The organism is Nocardia sp. NPDC058705 (genome assembly GCF_042749305.1).
Lineage (GTDB): Bacteria > Actinomycetota > Actinomycetes > Mycobacteriales > Mycobacteriaceae > Nocardia.
The window spans coordinates 1-16,445 of record NZ_JBHYRN010000001.1 but is presented as its reverse complement, the minus strand read 5'-3'; the positions used below and the strand labels follow the sequence as shown (position 1 = coordinate 16,445).

Annotated in this window: 15 protein-coding genes; 4 read left to right on the top strand and 11 right to left on the bottom strand. The window is 64.3% G+C overall.

From position 1 onward, the window contains the following. Nucleotides 1–313: 313 nt before the first annotated feature. The 4 genes from ACFW6D_RS00075 to ACFW6D_RS00060 all read right to left on the bottom strand — a co-directional run bounded on the left by ACFW6D_RS00075 (nt 314) and on the right by ACFW6D_RS00060 (nt 3,632). On the bottom strand, nt 314–1,078 hold the full coding sequence (locus ACFW6D_RS00075; protein ID WP_379323109.1) for a MerR family transcriptional regulator: 765 nt from the start codon (nt 1,076–1,078) through the stop codon (nt 314–316). A gap of 87 nt (nt 1,079–1,165) precedes the next feature. Continuing rightward, nucleotides 1,166–1,708, bottom strand: coding sequence for an MOSC domain-containing protein (locus ACFW6D_RS00070; protein ID WP_379323107.1), 543 nt, complete (start codon nt 1,706–1,708; stop codon nt 1,166–1,168). Between the two features lie 62 nt (nt 1,709–1,770). Continuing rightward, on the bottom strand, nt 1,771–3,096 hold the full coding sequence (locus ACFW6D_RS00065) for a TerD family protein (RefSeq protein ID WP_379323105.1): 1,326 nt from the start codon (nt 3,094–3,096) through the stop codon (nt 1,771–1,773). A gap of 77 nt (nt 3,097–3,173) precedes the next feature. Beyond that, entirely contained in the window at nt 3,174–3,632 is a 459-nt protein-coding gene (locus tag ACFW6D_RS00060) for a hypothetical protein (protein WP_379323103.1), read from the bottom strand. Nucleotides 3,633–3,822: 190 nt separating this feature from the next. On the opposite strand from ACFW6D_RS00060, the gene ACFW6D_RS00055 reads away from it, so the two are divergent. Both ACFW6D_RS00055 and ACFW6D_RS00050 read left to right on the top strand, forming a co-directional pair. Further along, nucleotides 3,823–5,079: an MFS transporter gene (locus ACFW6D_RS00055; protein ID WP_379323101.1), complete on the top strand. Its 1,257-nt coding sequence runs from the start codon at nt 3,823–3,825 to the stop codon at nt 5,077–5,079. A 93-nt stretch (nt 5,080–5,172) separates the two neighbouring features. Continuing rightward, entirely contained in the window at nt 5,173–6,039 is an 867-nt protein-coding gene (locus ACFW6D_RS00050) for a glucosyl-3-phosphoglycerate synthase (protein WP_379323099.1), read from the top strand. 35 nt (nt 6,040–6,074) lie between these two features. Here the strand turns inward: ACFW6D_RS00050 and ACFW6D_RS00045 are convergent, their stop codons facing one another. From ACFW6D_RS00045 to ACFW6D_RS00015, 7 genes are all read right to left on the bottom strand, one after another. After that, on the bottom strand, nt 6,075–7,910 hold the full coding sequence (locus ACFW6D_RS00045; RefSeq protein ID WP_379323097.1) for an ATP-binding cassette domain-containing protein: 1,836 nt from the start codon (nt 7,908–7,910) through the stop codon (nt 6,075–6,077). A 12-nt stretch (nt 7,911–7,922) separates the two neighbouring features. Beyond that, on the bottom strand, nt 7,923–9,092 hold the full coding sequence (locus tag ACFW6D_RS00040) for a type III polyketide synthase (protein ID WP_379323095.1): 1,170 nt from the start codon (nt 9,090–9,092) through the stop codon (nt 7,923–7,925). A 46-nt stretch (nt 9,093–9,138) separates the two neighbouring features. Further along, nucleotides 9,139–10,605, bottom strand: coding sequence for a fatty acid desaturase (locus ACFW6D_RS00035; RefSeq protein ID WP_379323093.1), 1,467 nt, complete (start codon nt 10,603–10,605; stop codon nt 9,139–9,141). A 254-nt stretch (nt 10,606–10,859) separates the two neighbouring features. Continuing rightward, on the bottom strand, nt 10,860–11,666 hold the full coding sequence (locus ACFW6D_RS00030) for an LppX_LprAFG lipoprotein (RefSeq protein WP_379323091.1): 807 nt from the start codon (nt 11,664–11,666) through the stop codon (nt 10,860–10,862). 210 nt (nt 11,667–11,876) lie between these two features. After that, nucleotides 11,877–12,011, bottom strand: coding sequence for a hypothetical protein (locus ACFW6D_RS00025; protein ID WP_379323089.1), 135 nt, complete (start codon nt 12,009–12,011; stop codon nt 11,877–11,879). A 206-nt stretch (nt 12,012–12,217) separates the two neighbouring features. Continuing rightward, the gene (locus tag ACFW6D_RS00020) at nt 12,218–13,783 is read right to left on the bottom strand and encodes a carboxylesterase/lipase family protein (RefSeq protein ID WP_379323087.1); all 1,566 of its coding nucleotides are present in this window, start codon (nt 13,781–13,783) and stop codon (nt 12,218–12,220) included. A 251-nt stretch (nt 13,784–14,034) separates the two neighbouring features. After that, the gene (locus tag ACFW6D_RS00015; RefSeq protein ID WP_379323085.1) at nt 14,035–14,379 is read right to left on the bottom strand and encodes a hypothetical protein; all 345 of its coding nucleotides are present in this window, start codon (nt 14,377–14,379) and stop codon (nt 14,035–14,037) included. A 210-nt stretch (nt 14,380–14,589) separates the two neighbouring features. On the opposite strand from ACFW6D_RS00015, the gene ACFW6D_RS00010 reads away from it, so the two are divergent. Together ACFW6D_RS00010 and ACFW6D_RS00005 are read left to right on the top strand one after the other, a co-directional pair. Next, on the top strand, nt 14,590–15,147 hold the full coding sequence (locus tag ACFW6D_RS00010; protein WP_379323083.1) for a hypothetical protein: 558 nt from the start codon (nt 14,590–14,592) through the stop codon (nt 15,145–15,147). A gap of 590 nt (nt 15,148–15,737) precedes the next feature. Beyond that, nucleotides 15,738–16,328 carry a hypothetical protein gene (locus ACFW6D_RS00005; protein WP_379323081.1) on the top strand — a complete coding sequence of 197 codons (591 nt, stop codon included), beginning with the start codon at nt 15,738–15,740 and terminating at the stop codon, nt 16,326–16,328. Nucleotides 16,329–16,445 lie beyond the last annotated feature (117 nt).

The window sequence follows — 16,445 nt, the reverse complement described above, 5'->3', positions numbered from 1 at the left end:
CGACCGACGCAGGGTCGCGTGTCGGGTCGGATATCACCACGCCACCGCTGCCCAAGTCGTCAACCGATCACAGCGCCAGACCACCGCGCTGCAGATGTATCCCGTCCGCTGCGACACCGTCAAGGGTGGGGCTGCATTCATCGGTCAAGCCTATGCCGCAGACTCCTGTGCCCGTCGATGTTCGGGTCCTTCCCGAGAAGACCACACCCTGCCCGGGTTTCAGGCGGCGGCCGTGGCGCGCAGGAATCATCCCCCGCACCACGCGCACGCACTACCTCAGTCGTTACTGCGCGATGTTCGGACTCCGATCCCGTTACTCCCGTGCAGTATTCGCGGCCGTGATGAACGCGATCTGCGCGGGCGACGGTCCGCAGTACTCACTTTCGATTCGGGCGGACTCCTCGGCCTGCATTCGGTACATGCTGTCGCGCAGGCCTTCGTCGCCGCCGTGGAACTCTTCCAGGAGCGCCATCCACCGCGCGGCCATTCGTTGCGCCTCGGGTGTGGTCGGGTCCATTCCCGCTGCGATCGCCGCATCGACCTGGGGGATCAGCTCAGCCCAGTCGGCTTCGGCTTTCTGAATCTGCTTCTCCCCCAACTCTTCCCGACGCTCGGCGAGCTGCGCCAGTTGATTTTCGGTGAAGTATGTCTTGATGGTGTCGTCGACCATGACGGTCCTCCTGATCAGTTCCAGGAAGTGGTCCGTGGATGTATCCGGCTTGCGCTGCACCGTGGTAGCCAGTGCCTCGACCAAGGCGTGGAGTTCCCGGGTCGCTTCGAGCTGTGCGGCCAGATAGTCGCGATGAGCGGTCAGCACCTGCGCCATCGGCACGGCACCCTCGAGCAGATCCGCGATCTGGTCCAGGCCCAGGCCCAGTTGACGCAGGGCCAGCACCTGGTAGAGGCGCTCGACATCGCTCGCGGTGTAGAGCCGATGGCCGGTGCTGGTCCGCTCCGCGGGATGTACCAACCCGATGCGGTCGTAATGGTGCAGCGTCCGCACCGTCAGCCCGGCCTCGTCCGCGAGTTCGCCGACCTTCCACACACGCCCGGTTTCGCGCAGGTCCATCCGTTTCATCCCACTTCCACCAGCGCACTGTGCGCCGGTGTTGTCGACGGTAGGACCTGACCTTACGTCAGGTGCAAGCCGGAAATTCGGCCGACGCTAGACCCGATCCAGCGCCTTCCACGGCTCGGGCGGAAGTTCGACGACGATGCTGTCACCCGGTCTGACTTCGCCGCCCGCGGTGACCACACCCATGATCCCGGCCTTGCGCACGAGGGTGCCCGTCTCGTCGTGGTGGACGAGCCGCTTCAAGAGTCCGGGCCGGAAATTGTCGATCTGGGCGCACGGGTTACGCAGGCCGGTGACTTCGACAACCGCGCGCGCACCGATACGGAGCAAGGCCCCTGCCGGCAGCGCGAGAAGATCGATTCCGCTGGTGGTGACGTTTTCGCCCAGATCACCGGGGAACACCTCGAATCCGTGGTCGGCGACCTCGGTGAACAGCTCTTCGTGCAGGAGGTGAACCTGCCGGAGATTCGGCTGGGTCGGGTCCTGCGCGACGCGGGAGCGGTGTTTGACCGTCGTTCCGGCGTGGATATCGCCCTCGACGCCGAGGCCGGTCAGCAGGCGAATGCTGGGGCGAGTCGGCTTGGTGAACGAGTACTCACCGTTGCTGTTCACCGCGATCACTGTGCCCCTCATCAGTGTGAACCGTCGAGGGGAGCGTAACCCGGAGGCCATCGCAGATCAGGTGATTTTTCGGCTCAGCGCGGAGTAGGGCATTGACCAACGTAGCGGCTCAGGCCGAGACCGTTGGCCTTCTTGCTGCGGCCGACCGGGCCGTTCTTGGCGGAACGAACCCAATTTCCTTCGGTATCGAGGACGGGCATGCGCTCGCTGAACGCGCGGCTGTAGTGGATGGTGCCATCGACGGTGAGGATGCCGTCTCGGACGTCGATGTGGGCGACGGTGGCCCAGAAGGAACTCTTTCCGTTGCCGATGACGACGGTGATCTGGTCGGCGTCCTCGCCGGGGAGTCCGTCGGGGCCGGGGCGGCCGTAGCGGACTCGGACGCGGGGCTTTCCGAATTTGTCGATGGCGCCGCCCCCGTTGTCTACGGACTGGTACACGTTGAGGAGGAGGTCACCGTTTTCGGTGGGGCGGACGATGACTTGTTCACGGGCGGGTTGGTTGTTCACGCCGGGGCCTTGGGAGTCGCCCTGGTGGTGGATGAACGGCCACTTCGCGATGTCGCCCTGGTGGCCTTTTTCGCCGCTCAAGACTACGTAGTCGCCGGTGATCTCGTTGCGGCAGAAGAAGTAGACGTCGAGGTCGCCGACTCCGCGCTTGGTGCAGCGGCCGTAGTCGTCGTACTCCGCACCGCGCCCGTCCCATTCGAGGCCGACGGTCAGTACATAGCCGGGGTCGCCCTTACGCAGGTCGATGGTGGCGCGGCGATCGGGGGAATCTTTGGTCAGGACGACGTCGACCTTACGCAGATCGACCGACGGAGCAGGTGTCGCAGCTCGCGGTGCGGGCGTAACAGCCTGCGGCGCAACTACTTCGGCGGACTCTTCTTCCGCATCGACAACAATTCCGTGGTCCGTCGCGAATGCTGCCAGCCCGGCGCTGTATCCCTGACCGATCGCGTCGAGCCGCCATCCACTCCCCCGCCGATACAACGCGACAGCTTGCAGCACCGTCTCGGAATCCAGGCCGGGCGGCACGAAACTCACCGACTGACTCGACCCGACGACAGAAACCCGCAGCCCGGCGATCGCGCCGAACCGAATACCCTGCGCCTCGGTACTTCCGGTGATCACCACACGATGAATCTCGGCGGGCAGAGCCGAAAGGTCCACCGCGACAACAGCATCCGATTCCAGCCGAACCCCGGATGCCGACGGATTGTTGAAGAAGACGAAGTCCGCGTCGGAACGCACCATGCCGTCGGCGGTCAGCAGCACGGCGGCAATATCCACCGCACCAGCCGGACTGTCGAGGTCAAGGCGCACCGTGTACTGCCCGTCGACCAGATCCGTCTTGGATCCTTTGCCCACCTCGACCATCGTTGCCGCGCTCCCACTCATGAACCCTGTCCCCTCCATCAGCCGACTGGGTGCCAGGCTACTCGAACCCTTGCCGGTCCCTCACCGCCGCGACCGGCTCACTGCGGGTATTTCTCGTTCTTACGCTGCATCTCCGACTGGCCGGGTTTGCTGAAGGCAGCGAGCTTCTTGGCCGGGAGGGCTTTGAGCGCCTCGTTGTTGTTCAGGAACTCCTCGCGCAGCGTGTCCTTCTCCCGACTGGTGATCATGTCAACTGCATCGAAGTACTCGGTTTCCTTCTCACCGCACTGACCCGCGCGGGTGGTGTCGTTGAGCTCGCCGGTACCGAAGACCTTTTTGCGGGCTTCCACCTCGGGAACAATGTCACCGTTGAACTTCCATTTACTCATTTTCTCGACTTCTGCGTAATCACGATAGAAGGCGGCATCGTGCGCCTCGGTGCAGAAATAGGCCACCATCTGATCGGTTGTCCACGATGCGGCGTTCGCAGGGCCGGCGAGCACTGCGGGCAAAGCGGCGGTGGCGCCGAGGACACACATCAATTTGATGAGTTTCATGCTTTCACCCTCGCGCGGGCGCGCCATTTATGGGTTGATCCGCCCGTCCCAACGGCGAGTCGCGCAAACAATCAGCTACCTTGACAGCCGCATCGGGTGAAGGTATTGCCTGTCTACGCGTTGTTCGTCCGTTGTTTCGGTGCCCGCTGAGTGCTTGTGGAACGGTTGTCCGCGGCGAGAGGGGGTGCCGATGCGTGCGGAGTCGCCCTCGGTGGTCAGCGCTGCGTGGCGGCAGCCGGTGGTCTGGGCGGCCATGGGGTTGTTTCTGCTCAACGGGCTCGGTTATGCCGCGTTGGCGTCGCGGTTGCCGGAACTGCAAGAGCGATACGGGCTTTCGGATGCGCAGGTGGGGTTCGCGCGGATCGGGTTCGTCGTCGGGCTCACTGCGACGATGTTCGTGGCGCCCCAGATCGTGGCCCGATTCGGGGCGGCGCGCGCCGCACCTGTTGCCGCGGGGTTATACCTGGCCGGAATCGGGCTGTCGGGGATGGGGTTCGGCCTGTGGGCGACGATCGGGTGGCTGCTTGTCGCCGGGACGTTCAACGCGCTGCTGGATATCGGGCAGAACGTGCTCGCCGCTCGCCTGGAGAAGGTTCGCATGAGCGCGGTCACGGACGCGCGTGCGAACAGCTTGCTCTCACCTCTGGAAGGGTTCCAAGCGGTCGGTGGGACTCTCGGCGCCGGCTTCGGGCTGGTGACGGCGGGACGTATTCCGTTGCTGCAGTCCTTCATCACACTCACCGCTGTCGGCATCGTCGGCACCACGGCTGTATTCGTGATCCTCCGCCGCTTCCATACTGCAACTGCGCCAACGGAAGTGGGCCGCACTCCCCCACACGTGGCCCCTACGCGGGTTTCGCCGAGGGTTCGCCCGCTCGAACGGATCCGGGTGGCATATCCACCCTCGCTGCGCTGGTTGACCGCGATGAGCTTCTCCGCGTTGCTCCTGGAGGGAATGCTCACCAACTGGCTCGCCATCCTCGCGGTGCACTCGGGCGCATCCCTGACCGCGGCCACCCTCGCCCTGACACTGTTCATCGGCTCCATCTGTCTCGGTCGGCTGGCATTCGGACCGCTGAGCCGCCATCTGGATCGGGTGTGGTCGGTGCGCATCAGTGGTCTGCTCGTCATCGTCGGGATCACCGGAATCGTGACCCACTCGACGACCGGAAGCGCGGCGCTGGCGGTGGCAGCGGTTGTCAGCGGAATCGGCTTGGCGAATCTGCACCCGTTCTGCACCGGATCGGTCGGCCACGGCGTCGACTCCGGCGGCGAGGAACAGGCACTCGGCAAGCTCAACCGAGTCGCCTACACCGGAATCGCCCTCGAAGGGGTGCTGATCGGCGCGTTGGCCGCTGTCTTCGGGCTCGCGGTGGCGATGGCCGTTATCGGTGTGCTCGCGATTCTGTTCGTCGTCAAAGCACCGTTGTTCACCACCCATCTATAGGTAGGACCAGCGCGATCGGAGAATCGTTGGGGTCGGTCACAGGATCGGCGCGCATCGGTGGCGGGTATGGGGACGGTGTCGTTGACTGGCCGGATGGACGTCCGTGAACTGACCGACCGTAAGTGGGGTCGACGGGTCTCGGTGGTGGTGCCTGCGCTCGATGACGAGGACACCGTCGCCGGAGTGGTCGCCTCTGTTCAACCTTTACTCGGTGGGCTGGTCGACGAGCTGATCGTGCTCGATGCCGGCTCCACCGACCGCACCATTGCGCGAGCGCGCGCCGCCGGCGCCGCGGTCTATACCCGCGAGGAGGCACTGCCCGAGGTGGCCGTGCGGCCGGGGAAGGGCGAAGTGCTGTGGCGGTCGATGGCGGTGTGTACCGGTGATCTGATCGTCTTCCTCGACGCCGATCTCGTCGAACCGGATCCGCAGTTCGTGCCCACGCTGCTCGCACCGCTGCTCACCGATTCGGGTATTGCGCTGGTGAAGGGCTATTACCGCAGGCCGATGATCGAGGACGCCGACGGTGGTGGCCGGGTGACGCAGCTGGTGGCACGGCCGCTGCTCACCGCGCTGGCGCCCGCCCTGTCGGAGATCATTCAGCCGCTCGGCGGTGAATGTGCCGCCACCCGTGGGTTTCTCGGGCAGATCTCCATCGCCAGTGGCTACGGCGCGGACATCGGAATCTTGATGGACTGCTGGCAGCGTTGCGGCCTGGCCGCCATCGCCCAGGTGGACCTCGGTATCAGGCTGCACCGCAATCGGCCGACGCACGAGCTCGCGGTGATGAGCCGCCAAGTGGTGGCGACTCTGCTGGACCGACTCGGTATCCGCGACTCCGGGATGGGCCTGGTCCAGTTCCTCCCTGACGAATCAGGTTGGCGTCGAACACCTTCCGAAGTCAGCCTCGCCGACCGTCCCCCGATGCGGAACGTCACCGAGTTTCGTCACATCGCCTGAAACGCCGGTCCCCCGAAAGGAACCGGCGTTACGTGTCAGACAGCGACCAGACCGAAGTCCAGCTTCACCAACTGGTCGGCGCAGTCGAAGTATCGGTCGTCGTGGGTGATCACGATGACCGTCTTGCCGCGCCGCTTCAGATCGGTGAGGATCTCGCGGTAGAACACGTCGCGGAAGCGCGGTTCCTGGTCGGCGGCCCATTCGTCGAAGACGTAGATCTGGCGGTCTTCGAGCAGGGCCGTGAGCAGGGCCAGGCGTTTGCGCTGGCCTTGCGACAGGTCGACGGTCGACAAGCGTCCGTCCTTGACCGTCACCTTGTGCGAGATCTGCAGCTCGTCGAGATAGCGCTGGACGTCGGCGTCGATGCCGGGACGGTCGAAGCCCAGGTAGTCCTCGAACAGGTGGAAATCGGTGAACACCGCCGAGGAATTCTGTCGGTACCACTCGATGTTGTCGTGGTCGATCCTCTCCCCGTTGAGCGACAACGACCCCGAGCGTGGCACGTACAGACCGGTGATCAGTTTGGCGAGCGTCGACTTCCCGCTGCCGTTACCGCCGACGATGAACGTGATCTGCCCCGGTTCGAAGACCAGGTCGATCGGTCCCAGCCGGAAGCCGGCGTCCTCGGACTCGTCGAGCCCGGGCGGCGGTGCCAGTGGGCGCACATCGGCGCCACCGTGGTCGACCCACTTCTTGCCGTTCACATCCACCGCGCCGCCCTGATGCGCACCGGGATGCGCGGGATGCGGGTGCCTCCCGTTGTGCGGCGGCATCCCGGGACGCGGCGGCGGTCCACCAGGTCCACCCGGCCCACCTGGATGCGACCCGGGCGGCGGCGGCACTGCCGAAGGCGCCTCCGAGCGATACACGTAGCTGACGTTGGTCAGTTCCAGCTTGGCCTCCCCCACCGCCGGACGCTCGACATACGGCAGTGACTCCTCGTCGTGCAGGGTCGTCATCGACAGGTTCATCGCGCGGATCTTGTCCAGCGCCACATCACCTCGCAGCAGATCGGGGATGCGGTGCATGAAGTTCTGCATCGGCATCGCCAGGAACGTCGTGACCAGCACGTACCCGACCATCGTCTCGCGCGGCAGATTCAGTGCGGCCGCGATGCCGAACAGGATCAGTGCCATCGTGCCCAACTGCAACGCCTGGCCGAAGCCCTGCGCGTAGGAGAACTTCGAGCCCGCGTCGGTGTTCTGATCGCGCAGCGTGCCCGCCGATCCGAGCAGGTGGCGGTCCATGAAGTCGCGGCGACGGCCACGGTGCAGCTTCAGTTCCTTGATGCCGAGGGTGACGGCCTGGAACGATCGCAGCAGCGCGTCCTCGTTCTCGCGGGCCTCACGGTAGATACCGCGCACTCGCTTGAGAACCATTTCGACACAGGCGATTGCGACCAATGTGCCCGCGACGGTGATCGCGAAGATCGGTCCCGACACCACGGCGAGGAACACGAAGCAGCCGACGATGGTCGCCACATCCACGCAGATCGACGGGATAGCGGTGACCGCCTGCGACAGCGAGCGCACGTCCTCGGTGAGCGTCGCCATCAGACGATGCATGCCGAGCCGTTCGAGGTGTTCCAGTGGGGCGGAGACGATTCCGGAGCTCAGGTCGCTGCGGAGCCGGTAGATCGCCTCCTGCGACAGGCGGATCAGCAGCACCTGCGACAGCACACCGCTGACGAGGATCACCAGGCCCGTCGCCCCGAAACGGAGCAGCAGGTTGTCGGGTTGCGGGCGGGGTGAGACGACCGCGTTGATCAGTGTGACCAGGTAGGTGTTGGCGGCACCGCAGATCAGACCCGCGGCGACGACGGCCGCGATCCTGGCCGGCGACAGCGCGGCGAGAAAACGGAGCAAATGCATGATGGACGGCTCTCAGCTGCGGATGACATCGAAGACGATGCCCTCGAGGGTGACACCGGGTGCGAACGAGAACGCCACACCGGTCGAGATCGGTGCCGTGGTCTGTGCGTCGCGGATCATCCGCTCCAGCACGAAGATCAGCGAGACACTGAGCATGTTGCCGTGCTCGGCGAGCACCTCCCAGCTCGGCGCCGCGAGCTCGGCGGGAATGCCGAGCGAGTGCGCCGACTCCTCGATGATGCGGGGACCACCGGGGTGGATCGCCCACAACTCGATATCGGACTTGTCGAGTCCGTTGCGCGCCAACACTTCCGAGACAACGGGGTCGACGCCGCGGTAGATGTAGTCGGGCAGGCTGGTCGCCAGTTCGCAGGTGATGCCCGCGTCCTTGACGCCGAGCACGATGCCGTCCTCGGCGTCGTCGAACAGGTGGCTGAAGCTGTCGCGGATCACGACACTGCCGGGCGCGAGCGGCTGCTGCACCTGATTGGCGCCGATCACCACCGCGCCGCACCCGTCACCGAACAGGCTGTGGGTGATCACGTCGTTGACGTCGTCGTCGAAAACCGCGTTCACCGAAGACAATTCGATGCACAGCACCATCGCCTTCTTGTCCGGGTGGGCCCGGACGTAGTCGACGGCGGCGCGGATGCCGTTCATGGCCGCGGCGCAACCCATGAAGTTGATGACCATCCGCCCGACCTTCGGCGACAGACCCAACTGCTTGACGACCGCGACGTCTACGCCGGGGGCGATGAAGCCGGTGCTGGTCACGAAGATCAGCTGGCCGATGTCCTCAGCCGGGTTCTCCATGCCTGCGACCGCACGCCGGGCGACGTCGACGGCAAGCGGCACCGCGTGCTCGAAGAACAGGTTCATCCGCTCCCGGATGGTGCCGGGCTTGCGGCTGAACTCGAGAAACTCGGGATCGAGCGGGTCGATCGCCAGGTGGCGGGTGTCGATTCTGGTCTTGGCATAGATGCGCGGAATGCGTTTGCGCTGAACGGGATCGGAGAACAGCTCGGCAACCCGGCCCGCGTTGACAGCCTGATCGACAACCAGCGACGGCGAGCCGGTGGCGACCGCTTCGATCACGCCCACAGTCGTCGGGGGCGTGGGTGGTAGCAGGTCGTGCCCGCGCTCGTGCTCGGGCGTGCGGAGCAGGTCAAAGGAGATAGACACGGGCACAGTTCCTTTCGAGACAGATGAGATGTGGCAGCGGGCCGGGTCAGACGGTTCCGATGCCGGAGAAGCCCTGCGCGGTGTAGGTGACGCAGGTCTTCAACGCTGTGGGCGCGAGGTGTTCGCGCACGATTCCCCACCGGTTCTCCTCGGCCTCGCGGGAAGGCGCGAACAGATAGGTCCGGCACAGCTTGGGGAAACGGTCTCCGAAGAAGCTCTTGGCGGGCAGCCACTCCACACCGAACTTCGCGGCTTCCTCACGCACCACGTTCTCCGACGCGATATTGGCAAAGCCACTGCGCTGGAACGGAAGTACGTGATGGGCACGATGCGAGCTCAGACCGGCCGAAAGGAAGCAGTCGACGTACTTGTTGCCGACCACGGTCAGGTCATAGGCCTGCTCGAGCTGGTTGACCGCCCAGTCCTCGGTCTCGACGTGCAGCTCCTCGATCGGGACCTCGAAGTCGTGGCTGGCCACCACCATGAAGGTGCTGATCCACAGCGTGATCACGAACTGCAGACCCCAGGCCAGCAGGTCGCCCGCGAACGCGAACGCCACGAACTCGGCCACCAGCAGGAACCGCATGCCGAACGAGCCGATGAAGTGCGGCAATGCACCACGCCAGCTGCCGTACATGTCCTTGATGCCCACCTTGCGGGTGAGCCTGCAGACGTCGAGCAGCCGAATGATCATGCCCGTCAACAGATGTCCGAACTTGTGCACCGTGTGCACCGGCACCCGATACAGGCGCGGGATCTGCATCATCATCGTGAAGACGTTCTTCTTGATGTCGACTTCACTCTGGGTGTGCGGGTGGTGCAGCAGCGCGTGGCCGTCGGCGGTGACGAAAGACAGTGCGACATAGTTCATGTCGAACGCGTTCACCGCGTACTTGTTCCAGCCCTTCTGCGCGCGGTGGATCGCGTAATGGCCGAAGCCGGCCAGCGAACTTCGCAGCAGCACCATCGCTATCACGAAGGCGGGCAACGGCATCCAGCTCGTGTCGTAGAGACGCAGCGCCTGCACGGCGATGTAGGCGAAGATCAGCACGCCGACGACGATGTTGAACGCGCGATCCATCCGCTTCAGGCGCACCGCCAACTCGGGTTCCTTGAGCCGGGCCTTGACCTTGTGGAGGAGGTCGTCCTTGTTGTCGAACTTGTACTTCGGGGTGTCGTCCCAGCTGTTGAAGCCATCCTTGAACAGGAAGTCGGGGGCGTTGTTCTTCGGATGGATGTCCTCGGGCGTGGCAGCGCGATCGAGACTGTAACGCTCGATCATCCGCGCGATTTTTTCCGGATCACGGTGGTAGGAACCGATGATCGAGGTGATGTCGCGATTTTTCGTGCGGCCGATGAAGAATTCACCGCCTGGATGCTTGGAGATCCACTCACTCAGGTCGTAGGCTCTGCCGTTATAAACCCATACGTTGTTGACGGGAGGCCGACCCCCCGGGCCGGGTGGTGGCGGGAGCTCACGCTCCGCTTCATCAGGTCGATCATCGATCGTCATTAGTTCTTCCTCCGTGTCCGATCGGCGTCCGATGCGTGTTGCCTGCCGACCAGCGTCCCGACACGTATAGTCCTTGTGGCGCCTTGCATCTCGCTGAACATTCTCTTATTGGATGCGCACTCGTGCGTTCATGATTCGGTTACCGCGAGCGACACCCAGACGACACACCGGTCCGGGGCCGCGGGAGGGCACTGCGTGCCAGGTTCCGCTGACCCCGGACCGGTGTGGGTTGGTCCGGTATTACCGCCCGAATATCAGCCGGCGGGCTTGACGATGTTGACCGGCTTGGCCCAGTTCGACAGGCCGACGGTAACCTCGCCCGAGTCCTTCTTCACCACGGCGCGAACGAGATTCGGGCCGTCGCCGGTGGACGCGGCGTCCGAGGGCTTGGTGGAATCCGACGCGGGCGGGGCGGTGTCCTGGATCCACACGGTGATCGGCATGGTGCCCGCGTTCTGACCGATGCGCGGCACGATCGGGTCGATCACGGCGGCGTCGATGGTGCCGGAGACCTTGACGGTGTTGATGCCGTCGATCACCTCACGGCCCTCGGTCTTCGCGTTCTGGATATTGGCGATCACGTTCGCGATGCCCTTGTCCTTGTCCAGGATGACGCCCGGATCGTAGACCTTCTCGGCCGGACCCGCGGGCACGTAACGACCACCGGACTGGGTGTACAGAACCTTGTCCACCACAAGGAATTTCGCCTCGGTGAAGGAAGCCTCCGGGGTGAGCTTGACCTTCGCCTCACCCATCGCCGCGCCCGAGCCCTGAGTCTCGTTGGTGACATCGGCGGAGACGGTTTCCACCGGCAGATCGGGCAGGTTCTTGACGTCGATGTTCAGGTGCACGTTGTGCAGGGTCTGCGTGGTCTTCGCCGACTCCTTCACGATCTGCGCGCCGTCGGGCAGCGCGCCGGTGGGCGCCGGGCCCGCCGTGGTGGCCGAATCGTCTTTGGTGCAGCCGGATACGAGGGCCGCGACGACCGCCGCCACCGCGACGACCGAAGTGATGCCGGAACGTCGCGCGAAGCGCCGACGCGAGGTGGGGTTCGGTGTCATGTCGATCAAGTTTCATCCCCTGGAGATGGTCGTATATCGCTGTGGAGGGGCAGCCGTAGCTGCCGCCGCCTGCGACCAACTGTGCAGACCATCGGACATCTCGTGCTCCCCCGTCGGCGATAGTACCCGAGGAATTCGATTTGCGAGACCTCTGGTCGCACTATGTATTTCAGGTATCAATCACCTGGATCGACACACTGTTTTCCCAGTTCAGCCGACTGTGCGCAACCGCGGCCGGTGCTCGTCGACCGGCGTGAAGACCTCGATCCACTCGTCGTCGGTCTCGAGCAGCGCCACCATCGTGAAGTGCATCGGGAGGTCGCCGACAGCGGGATACTGGATCACCTCCCCTGAGCAGCGAACAGAACACTTCAGGATTCGTCGCTCAGTCAACACCGCCCTGGTCGCGAAATTCAGCAGCGCTCGAGTCGGTGTTCGTGAATATCTCGGCAAGCACCCGGCGAGATGCCCGGCAACGGGCCATTTGGGTGGCATAGCGTTTCTGCTGCTGAAGTTGGCCCAGTTGGCGTTTGCGGATCGGAAGGCATCGATCAGTCGAACGAGCGCCAGAACCACGTGCGGTGTTCGGCGTCGAAGTCGACGCGCGAGATCGTATTCGGCGCCAGGGATTGCACATACTTCGCCGTACCATCGAACTTCGGCCAGGGCGGGGCACCGACAGCATTGGGATCGCCGGTGTGGGCGAAGCGGGACCAGTAGGCGATCATCTGATCGGACAGATCCCGCGATAGTTCGGGCAGCGGTTGCGAGTACGCAACATCGAACAGGTACGGCAGCTCGGCGATATGGTAGGCGCCGACGTCGAAGCTCGGACTGGGAAACTGCTGGCCGGTGGCCGAAGCGAACCATGGCGCATCGCGGTCGGCGAATTCGTACGCGTAGGTCGGTGTGTGGTGGGCCAATGCTGCGAAGGTGTCGCCAGCCGGGCGAGCCCAGGCGTAGTCGGTCATCGAATCACCCAACGCCGCAGAGCAGTTGACTCCGTCGCACGGATATTGCGCCGCTACTCGGTCGGCTCGGTCGCCGAACAACTGGGTGAGCTGTTCGCGGTACTCCTGCAAGGTGAGAGGGTGACCGTTCTGCAGCTCGATCGCGAACGCTCGGAACCGCTCCTCATCCTTGTTGATCCCCAACAGGACCGGCACCCGCGCGAATTTTCCGTCGACAAACGCGTGATCCGCGCCATCGACAACGGACGCGAACCGCTCCTCTGCGGTCACCTCGATCAATTCGGCAACGTCCTTGTGCCGCAGGCAGTTCAGCGCACCGGCCGTTGCCGGACAGCGCATCCGGTCGGCTATCGCGAAGCCCTGCCGCTGCGCTGCCTGCCGATCGCGTGGTTGTTCGGGTCCACTTCCCGCCGGCTCGGGACTGCCAGGCCGCAGGTTGAGGCAGGGACTGCTCTGCATGATTGCCCGGTGAAACAATCCGACGGACTCGTCGGAGACCAGGTGTGCGCAGGTGGCGTAGCCGCCGCCGGACTGACCGAAGAGTGTGACATTGCCGGGATCGCCTCCGAAGGCAGCGATGTTGTCGCGCACCCACCGCAGTGCCGCGCGCTGGTCCTGCATCCCGTAGTCGCCGGAGAGTCCGTCCGAGTGTGCCAGGTATCCGAGTACCCCCAGCCGGTAGTTCATAGTGACAACAACGGCATCGCCCTTGGTGGCGAGTCGTGTCGCGTCGTAGATGCTTCCGGTGCCGAAGATGTTGTCACCGCCGTGAATGTAGACCAGAACCGGTGACCGCCGTGCAGCCGTCGGCGCTGTGACGTTCAAGTAGAGGCAATCCTCGTTCTCGCTCGCGACGCTGAGTGGGTTCTGCAGAATCTGTGGACACGCGGGCCCTGGAACAGCGGCGTCACGAATCCCCGCCCACCGCGGCACCGGCCGCGGCGAGGCCCAACGGAAGTCGCCGGTCGGCGCTGCGGCGTACGGGATCCCTTGAAACACACGGTGTTCGGTGGCGACGCTGCCACGCACCGCCCCGGAGTCCACCTGCACCACAGCCGCGTCGACCGATTCGGCTTCGGTGCCACACGCCACGGTGAGTGCCGCCGCCCCGGCGATGATCAGCCCGAGAATCGTTGCGTTCTTCATGCGCCCGACACTATGGGCGCCGGCCCGATCCGCCTTCCCCCACAGGTCTCATGACGACCCGATACCCCAGTACTACGCACTGGCCAACGAATTTCTCGCGGCACCATCGGCCAGCCGGAGCCGCACCGGAATTTGATGCCAGCACCCACCCATAACCGAACTCGATCAGATACGGCCAGTGCGGCCCTTGGGGCTCTGGAATTGCCGACCCGTTCACCCGAATCGGGCTGCAGGCGGCGACCGTTCAGCATTCAAGCCTCGGGCGCCCCGATAGACCATCGAAGTTCGATCGCGGAACGAGCCTTCGCCCAAGCTCTTTGGAACTGCTCAGCAGTTATCACTTCGAGGGAGGAGACCTCGACGTGCCAATCATTGGTGCTGGATTCCGAGAGGACGCCATACTTGCTCTCGTATGCGTTGACCGCGCGGATTCCGCCGTGATCCCGTATGCGCATCACCTCGTCCAACGCTGCGGCGGTGGTCGGTTCGCCGTCTGAACCTCGCAGATCGACCTGCCGGTTCGGCCAACCATCGTCATCGATTTCGAGGAGGAGCCAGATGTCCCCGTCCGCGTAGTAGTCACGAATCCACCGCATCCGCCCAGTATCGCGGCCTCGCGATCGCCGAGGCAACGTAGTGGCATGCCGAAGTCATTGGCGCACAGTGAAAGAAGGTGAATAGCATCACTGCGGTGTGGCGTTGGTTGAAGGGCAGAGGCGAGGATCGGACGTCGACGGTGATCGCGGCGGCCGGTATTGGGGATGTGGTCCAGCTGACGCAGTTGCTGGATATCAGGACTTCGACTGATGCGGCTGCACGCCGAACCGGTCGCTTGGCTCCGACGGCTGATCGATACTCTGTTCATGGGGAAGAAGACTGGCCACAGCTACGACCGCGCCGAACCGGCCGACCGATCTCTGCAATCAGCGGCGGCCAACGCTGCGCTCCTACTCGAGGAAACGATGTCGGCCACCGATCACGCCGTCAGCATCGACCTCGACCCGGTCATTGAGTTGGATGGCGAGCTCTTCATTCGCCGTACGCCACTGCGGGATCGGATACTCCGAGTAGTAGCCGAACCGGTGCTCAACGCTGTTGCGATACAACCGGTTTCGCGTTGGCCAGAGCACTTGCGCAGCGCGGTCCGCCGGATGCACCCACCGCAAGGGCCGCCCGCCTGTGACGGCGTGCTGGACGCGCTGGTAGACGATTACGCCCGCAATATCGAAAGCTTGCTCGGCACGATCCGATTCGCGGCGCAGGTGGAGATCCGGCCGGAAGGCTATTACGCCAATATCTGGGATGATTTCGTCTTGGTCTCCCGCACGCACGCGGCTCGCCTGTCCTTGAATGCGGCCGACTGACGCCTGTCGGCGGCTCTGGCTCGATTGCCCGAGCAACCGACGCCGTGCACGGAAACCGCTCGGTAAAGCGGCATGATCGTGCATTCGGCACCGGGCGCCTGGTCAGTAGAGTTCGACTTCCCACGCCTGCAGGTCTACTTCTCCCGGTGGGAGTTCGCCTTTGCAGTACTTCTAGAGCCACAGTGCGGCGCGGCGTTCGGCATACTTCTCGTTGACGGGCTCGCCTTGGTCGTCGAGCTCGAGAACGTTGGCGAAGATGGCGAAGCGGATCTCCATTTGCGAGGGTGAGTCCTTCAACCAGACAATTCCGCGACCGCGCGGCGCAGCTCACCCAACTGAGCCAACAACTGCCCGCGCTCACCCTCGAGCTCGATCGGATCCTTCGCCATGGGTTCCAGTTTGCATCAGGATGTCGACGCCGTCGTACCGGAATCTGCGACGACGGTAGATGAAACGCCCCTCAATTCGGCAGATGCGGACGTCCTTGACCGCCCTGCGGCGTGTCCGGAACTTGTCGTGCCTCTGCTCGTATCTCTGAGACCCACCCAGTTACGCGTAGAAGTATCGGCAATCCGCTTAGGGTGGGCAGCGTGACCGACGAATTCGCCGCCGCGACGAAAATCCATATCCACGAGGACGAGTGGGGTATGCGCTGCCTCCACCCGATCGCGGCTGCCGCCGAGGTCGCGGCCGACCTGCGCGAAGCCGAGGCCGCGAGCAGGGCCAACCGCGCGCCCGACGGCGTCGGCTGGACCGACGTGCACCTCATCGCGGCACCTGCCCACGACTACGCGGCCGCCGGGCTGACGTTCGCGCAGGCCCACGCCGCGCTCACCCCGATCATGCCGCGGATCCGGCGGTTCGTTGCGACGGCAACGGCAGGCTTCGACGAGGGCGTACAGGATCCGTGGGGCAGCTACGAGGACGACGCCTACTGCTACGGCATCGACGAGTCCTGCTTCGTCAAACTCGACGGCGACGAACCACTGATCCAGAAGATCTGGTACCGGGCCGAAACCGAGGACCCCGCGCGACTCGACCGCCTCCGGCGGGCGATCGTCGCCGTCGACCGGCTCGTCCCGTCGGTCATCGCCGACTACTGGCTCGACTGCTCCGGCTCCGTCGCCGATGGCGAATTCCTCGACCGCTACATGCGGATGCTTGTCCACGAAGACGAGTAACGAGCGCCAAAGGCTAGTGGGATGATTCCAAAGTTGTTGGACAGTAAACGATCTGATTGAATCGGTACGTGCGAGCTACCCCTCTGGTGTTGCGTGACGGTGACCGAGAGATCCTGC

What these genes read in the sequence shown, in the direction of transcription:
- ACFW6D_RS00075 (WP_379323109.1), bottom strand. Translation starts at nt 1,078, where the DNA reads ATGAAACGGATGGACCTGCGCGAAACCGGGCGTGTGTGGAAGGTCGGC.
- ACFW6D_RS00070 (WP_379323107.1), bottom strand. Translation starts at nt 1,708, where the DNA reads ATGAGGGGCACAGTGATCGCGGTGAACAGCAACGGTGAGTACTCGTTC.
- ACFW6D_RS00065 (WP_379323105.1), bottom strand. Translation starts at nt 3,096, where the DNA reads ATGAGTGGGAGCGCGGCAACGATGGTCGAGGTGGGCAAAGGATCCAAG.
- ACFW6D_RS00060 (WP_379323103.1), bottom strand. Translation starts at nt 3,632, where the DNA reads ATGAAACTCATCAAATTGATGTGTGTCCTCGGCGCCACCGCCGCTTTG.
- ACFW6D_RS00055 (WP_379323101.1), top strand. Translation starts at nt 3,823, where the DNA reads ATGCGTGCGGAGTCGCCCTCGGTGGTCAGCGCTGCGTGGCGGCAGCCG.
- ACFW6D_RS00050 (WP_379323099.1), top strand. Translation starts at nt 5,173, where the DNA reads ATGGACGTCCGTGAACTGACCGACCGTAAGTGGGGTCGACGGGTCTCG.
- ACFW6D_RS00045 (WP_379323097.1), bottom strand. Translation starts at nt 7,910, where the DNA reads ATGCATTTGCTCCGTTTTCTCGCCGCGCTGTCGCCGGCCAGGATCGCG.
- ACFW6D_RS00035 (WP_379323093.1), bottom strand. Translation starts at nt 10,605, where the DNA reads ATGACGATCGATGATCGACCTGATGAAGCGGAGCGTGAGCTCCCGCCA.
- ACFW6D_RS00030 (WP_379323091.1), bottom strand. Translation starts at nt 11,666, where the DNA reads ATGACACCGAACCCCACCTCGCGTCGGCGCTTCGCGCGACGTTCCGGC.
- ACFW6D_RS00020 (WP_379323087.1), bottom strand. Translation starts at nt 13,783, where the DNA reads ATGAAGAACGCAACGATTCTCGGGCTGATCATCGCCGGGGCGGCGGCA.
- ACFW6D_RS00015 (WP_379323085.1), bottom strand. Translation starts at nt 14,379, where the DNA reads ATGCGGTGGATTCGTGACTACTACGCGGACGGGGACATCTGGCTCCTC.
- ACFW6D_RS00010 (WP_379323083.1), top strand. Translation starts at nt 14,590, where the DNA reads ATGCGGCTGCACGCCGAACCGGTCGCTTGGCTCCGACGGCTGATCGAT.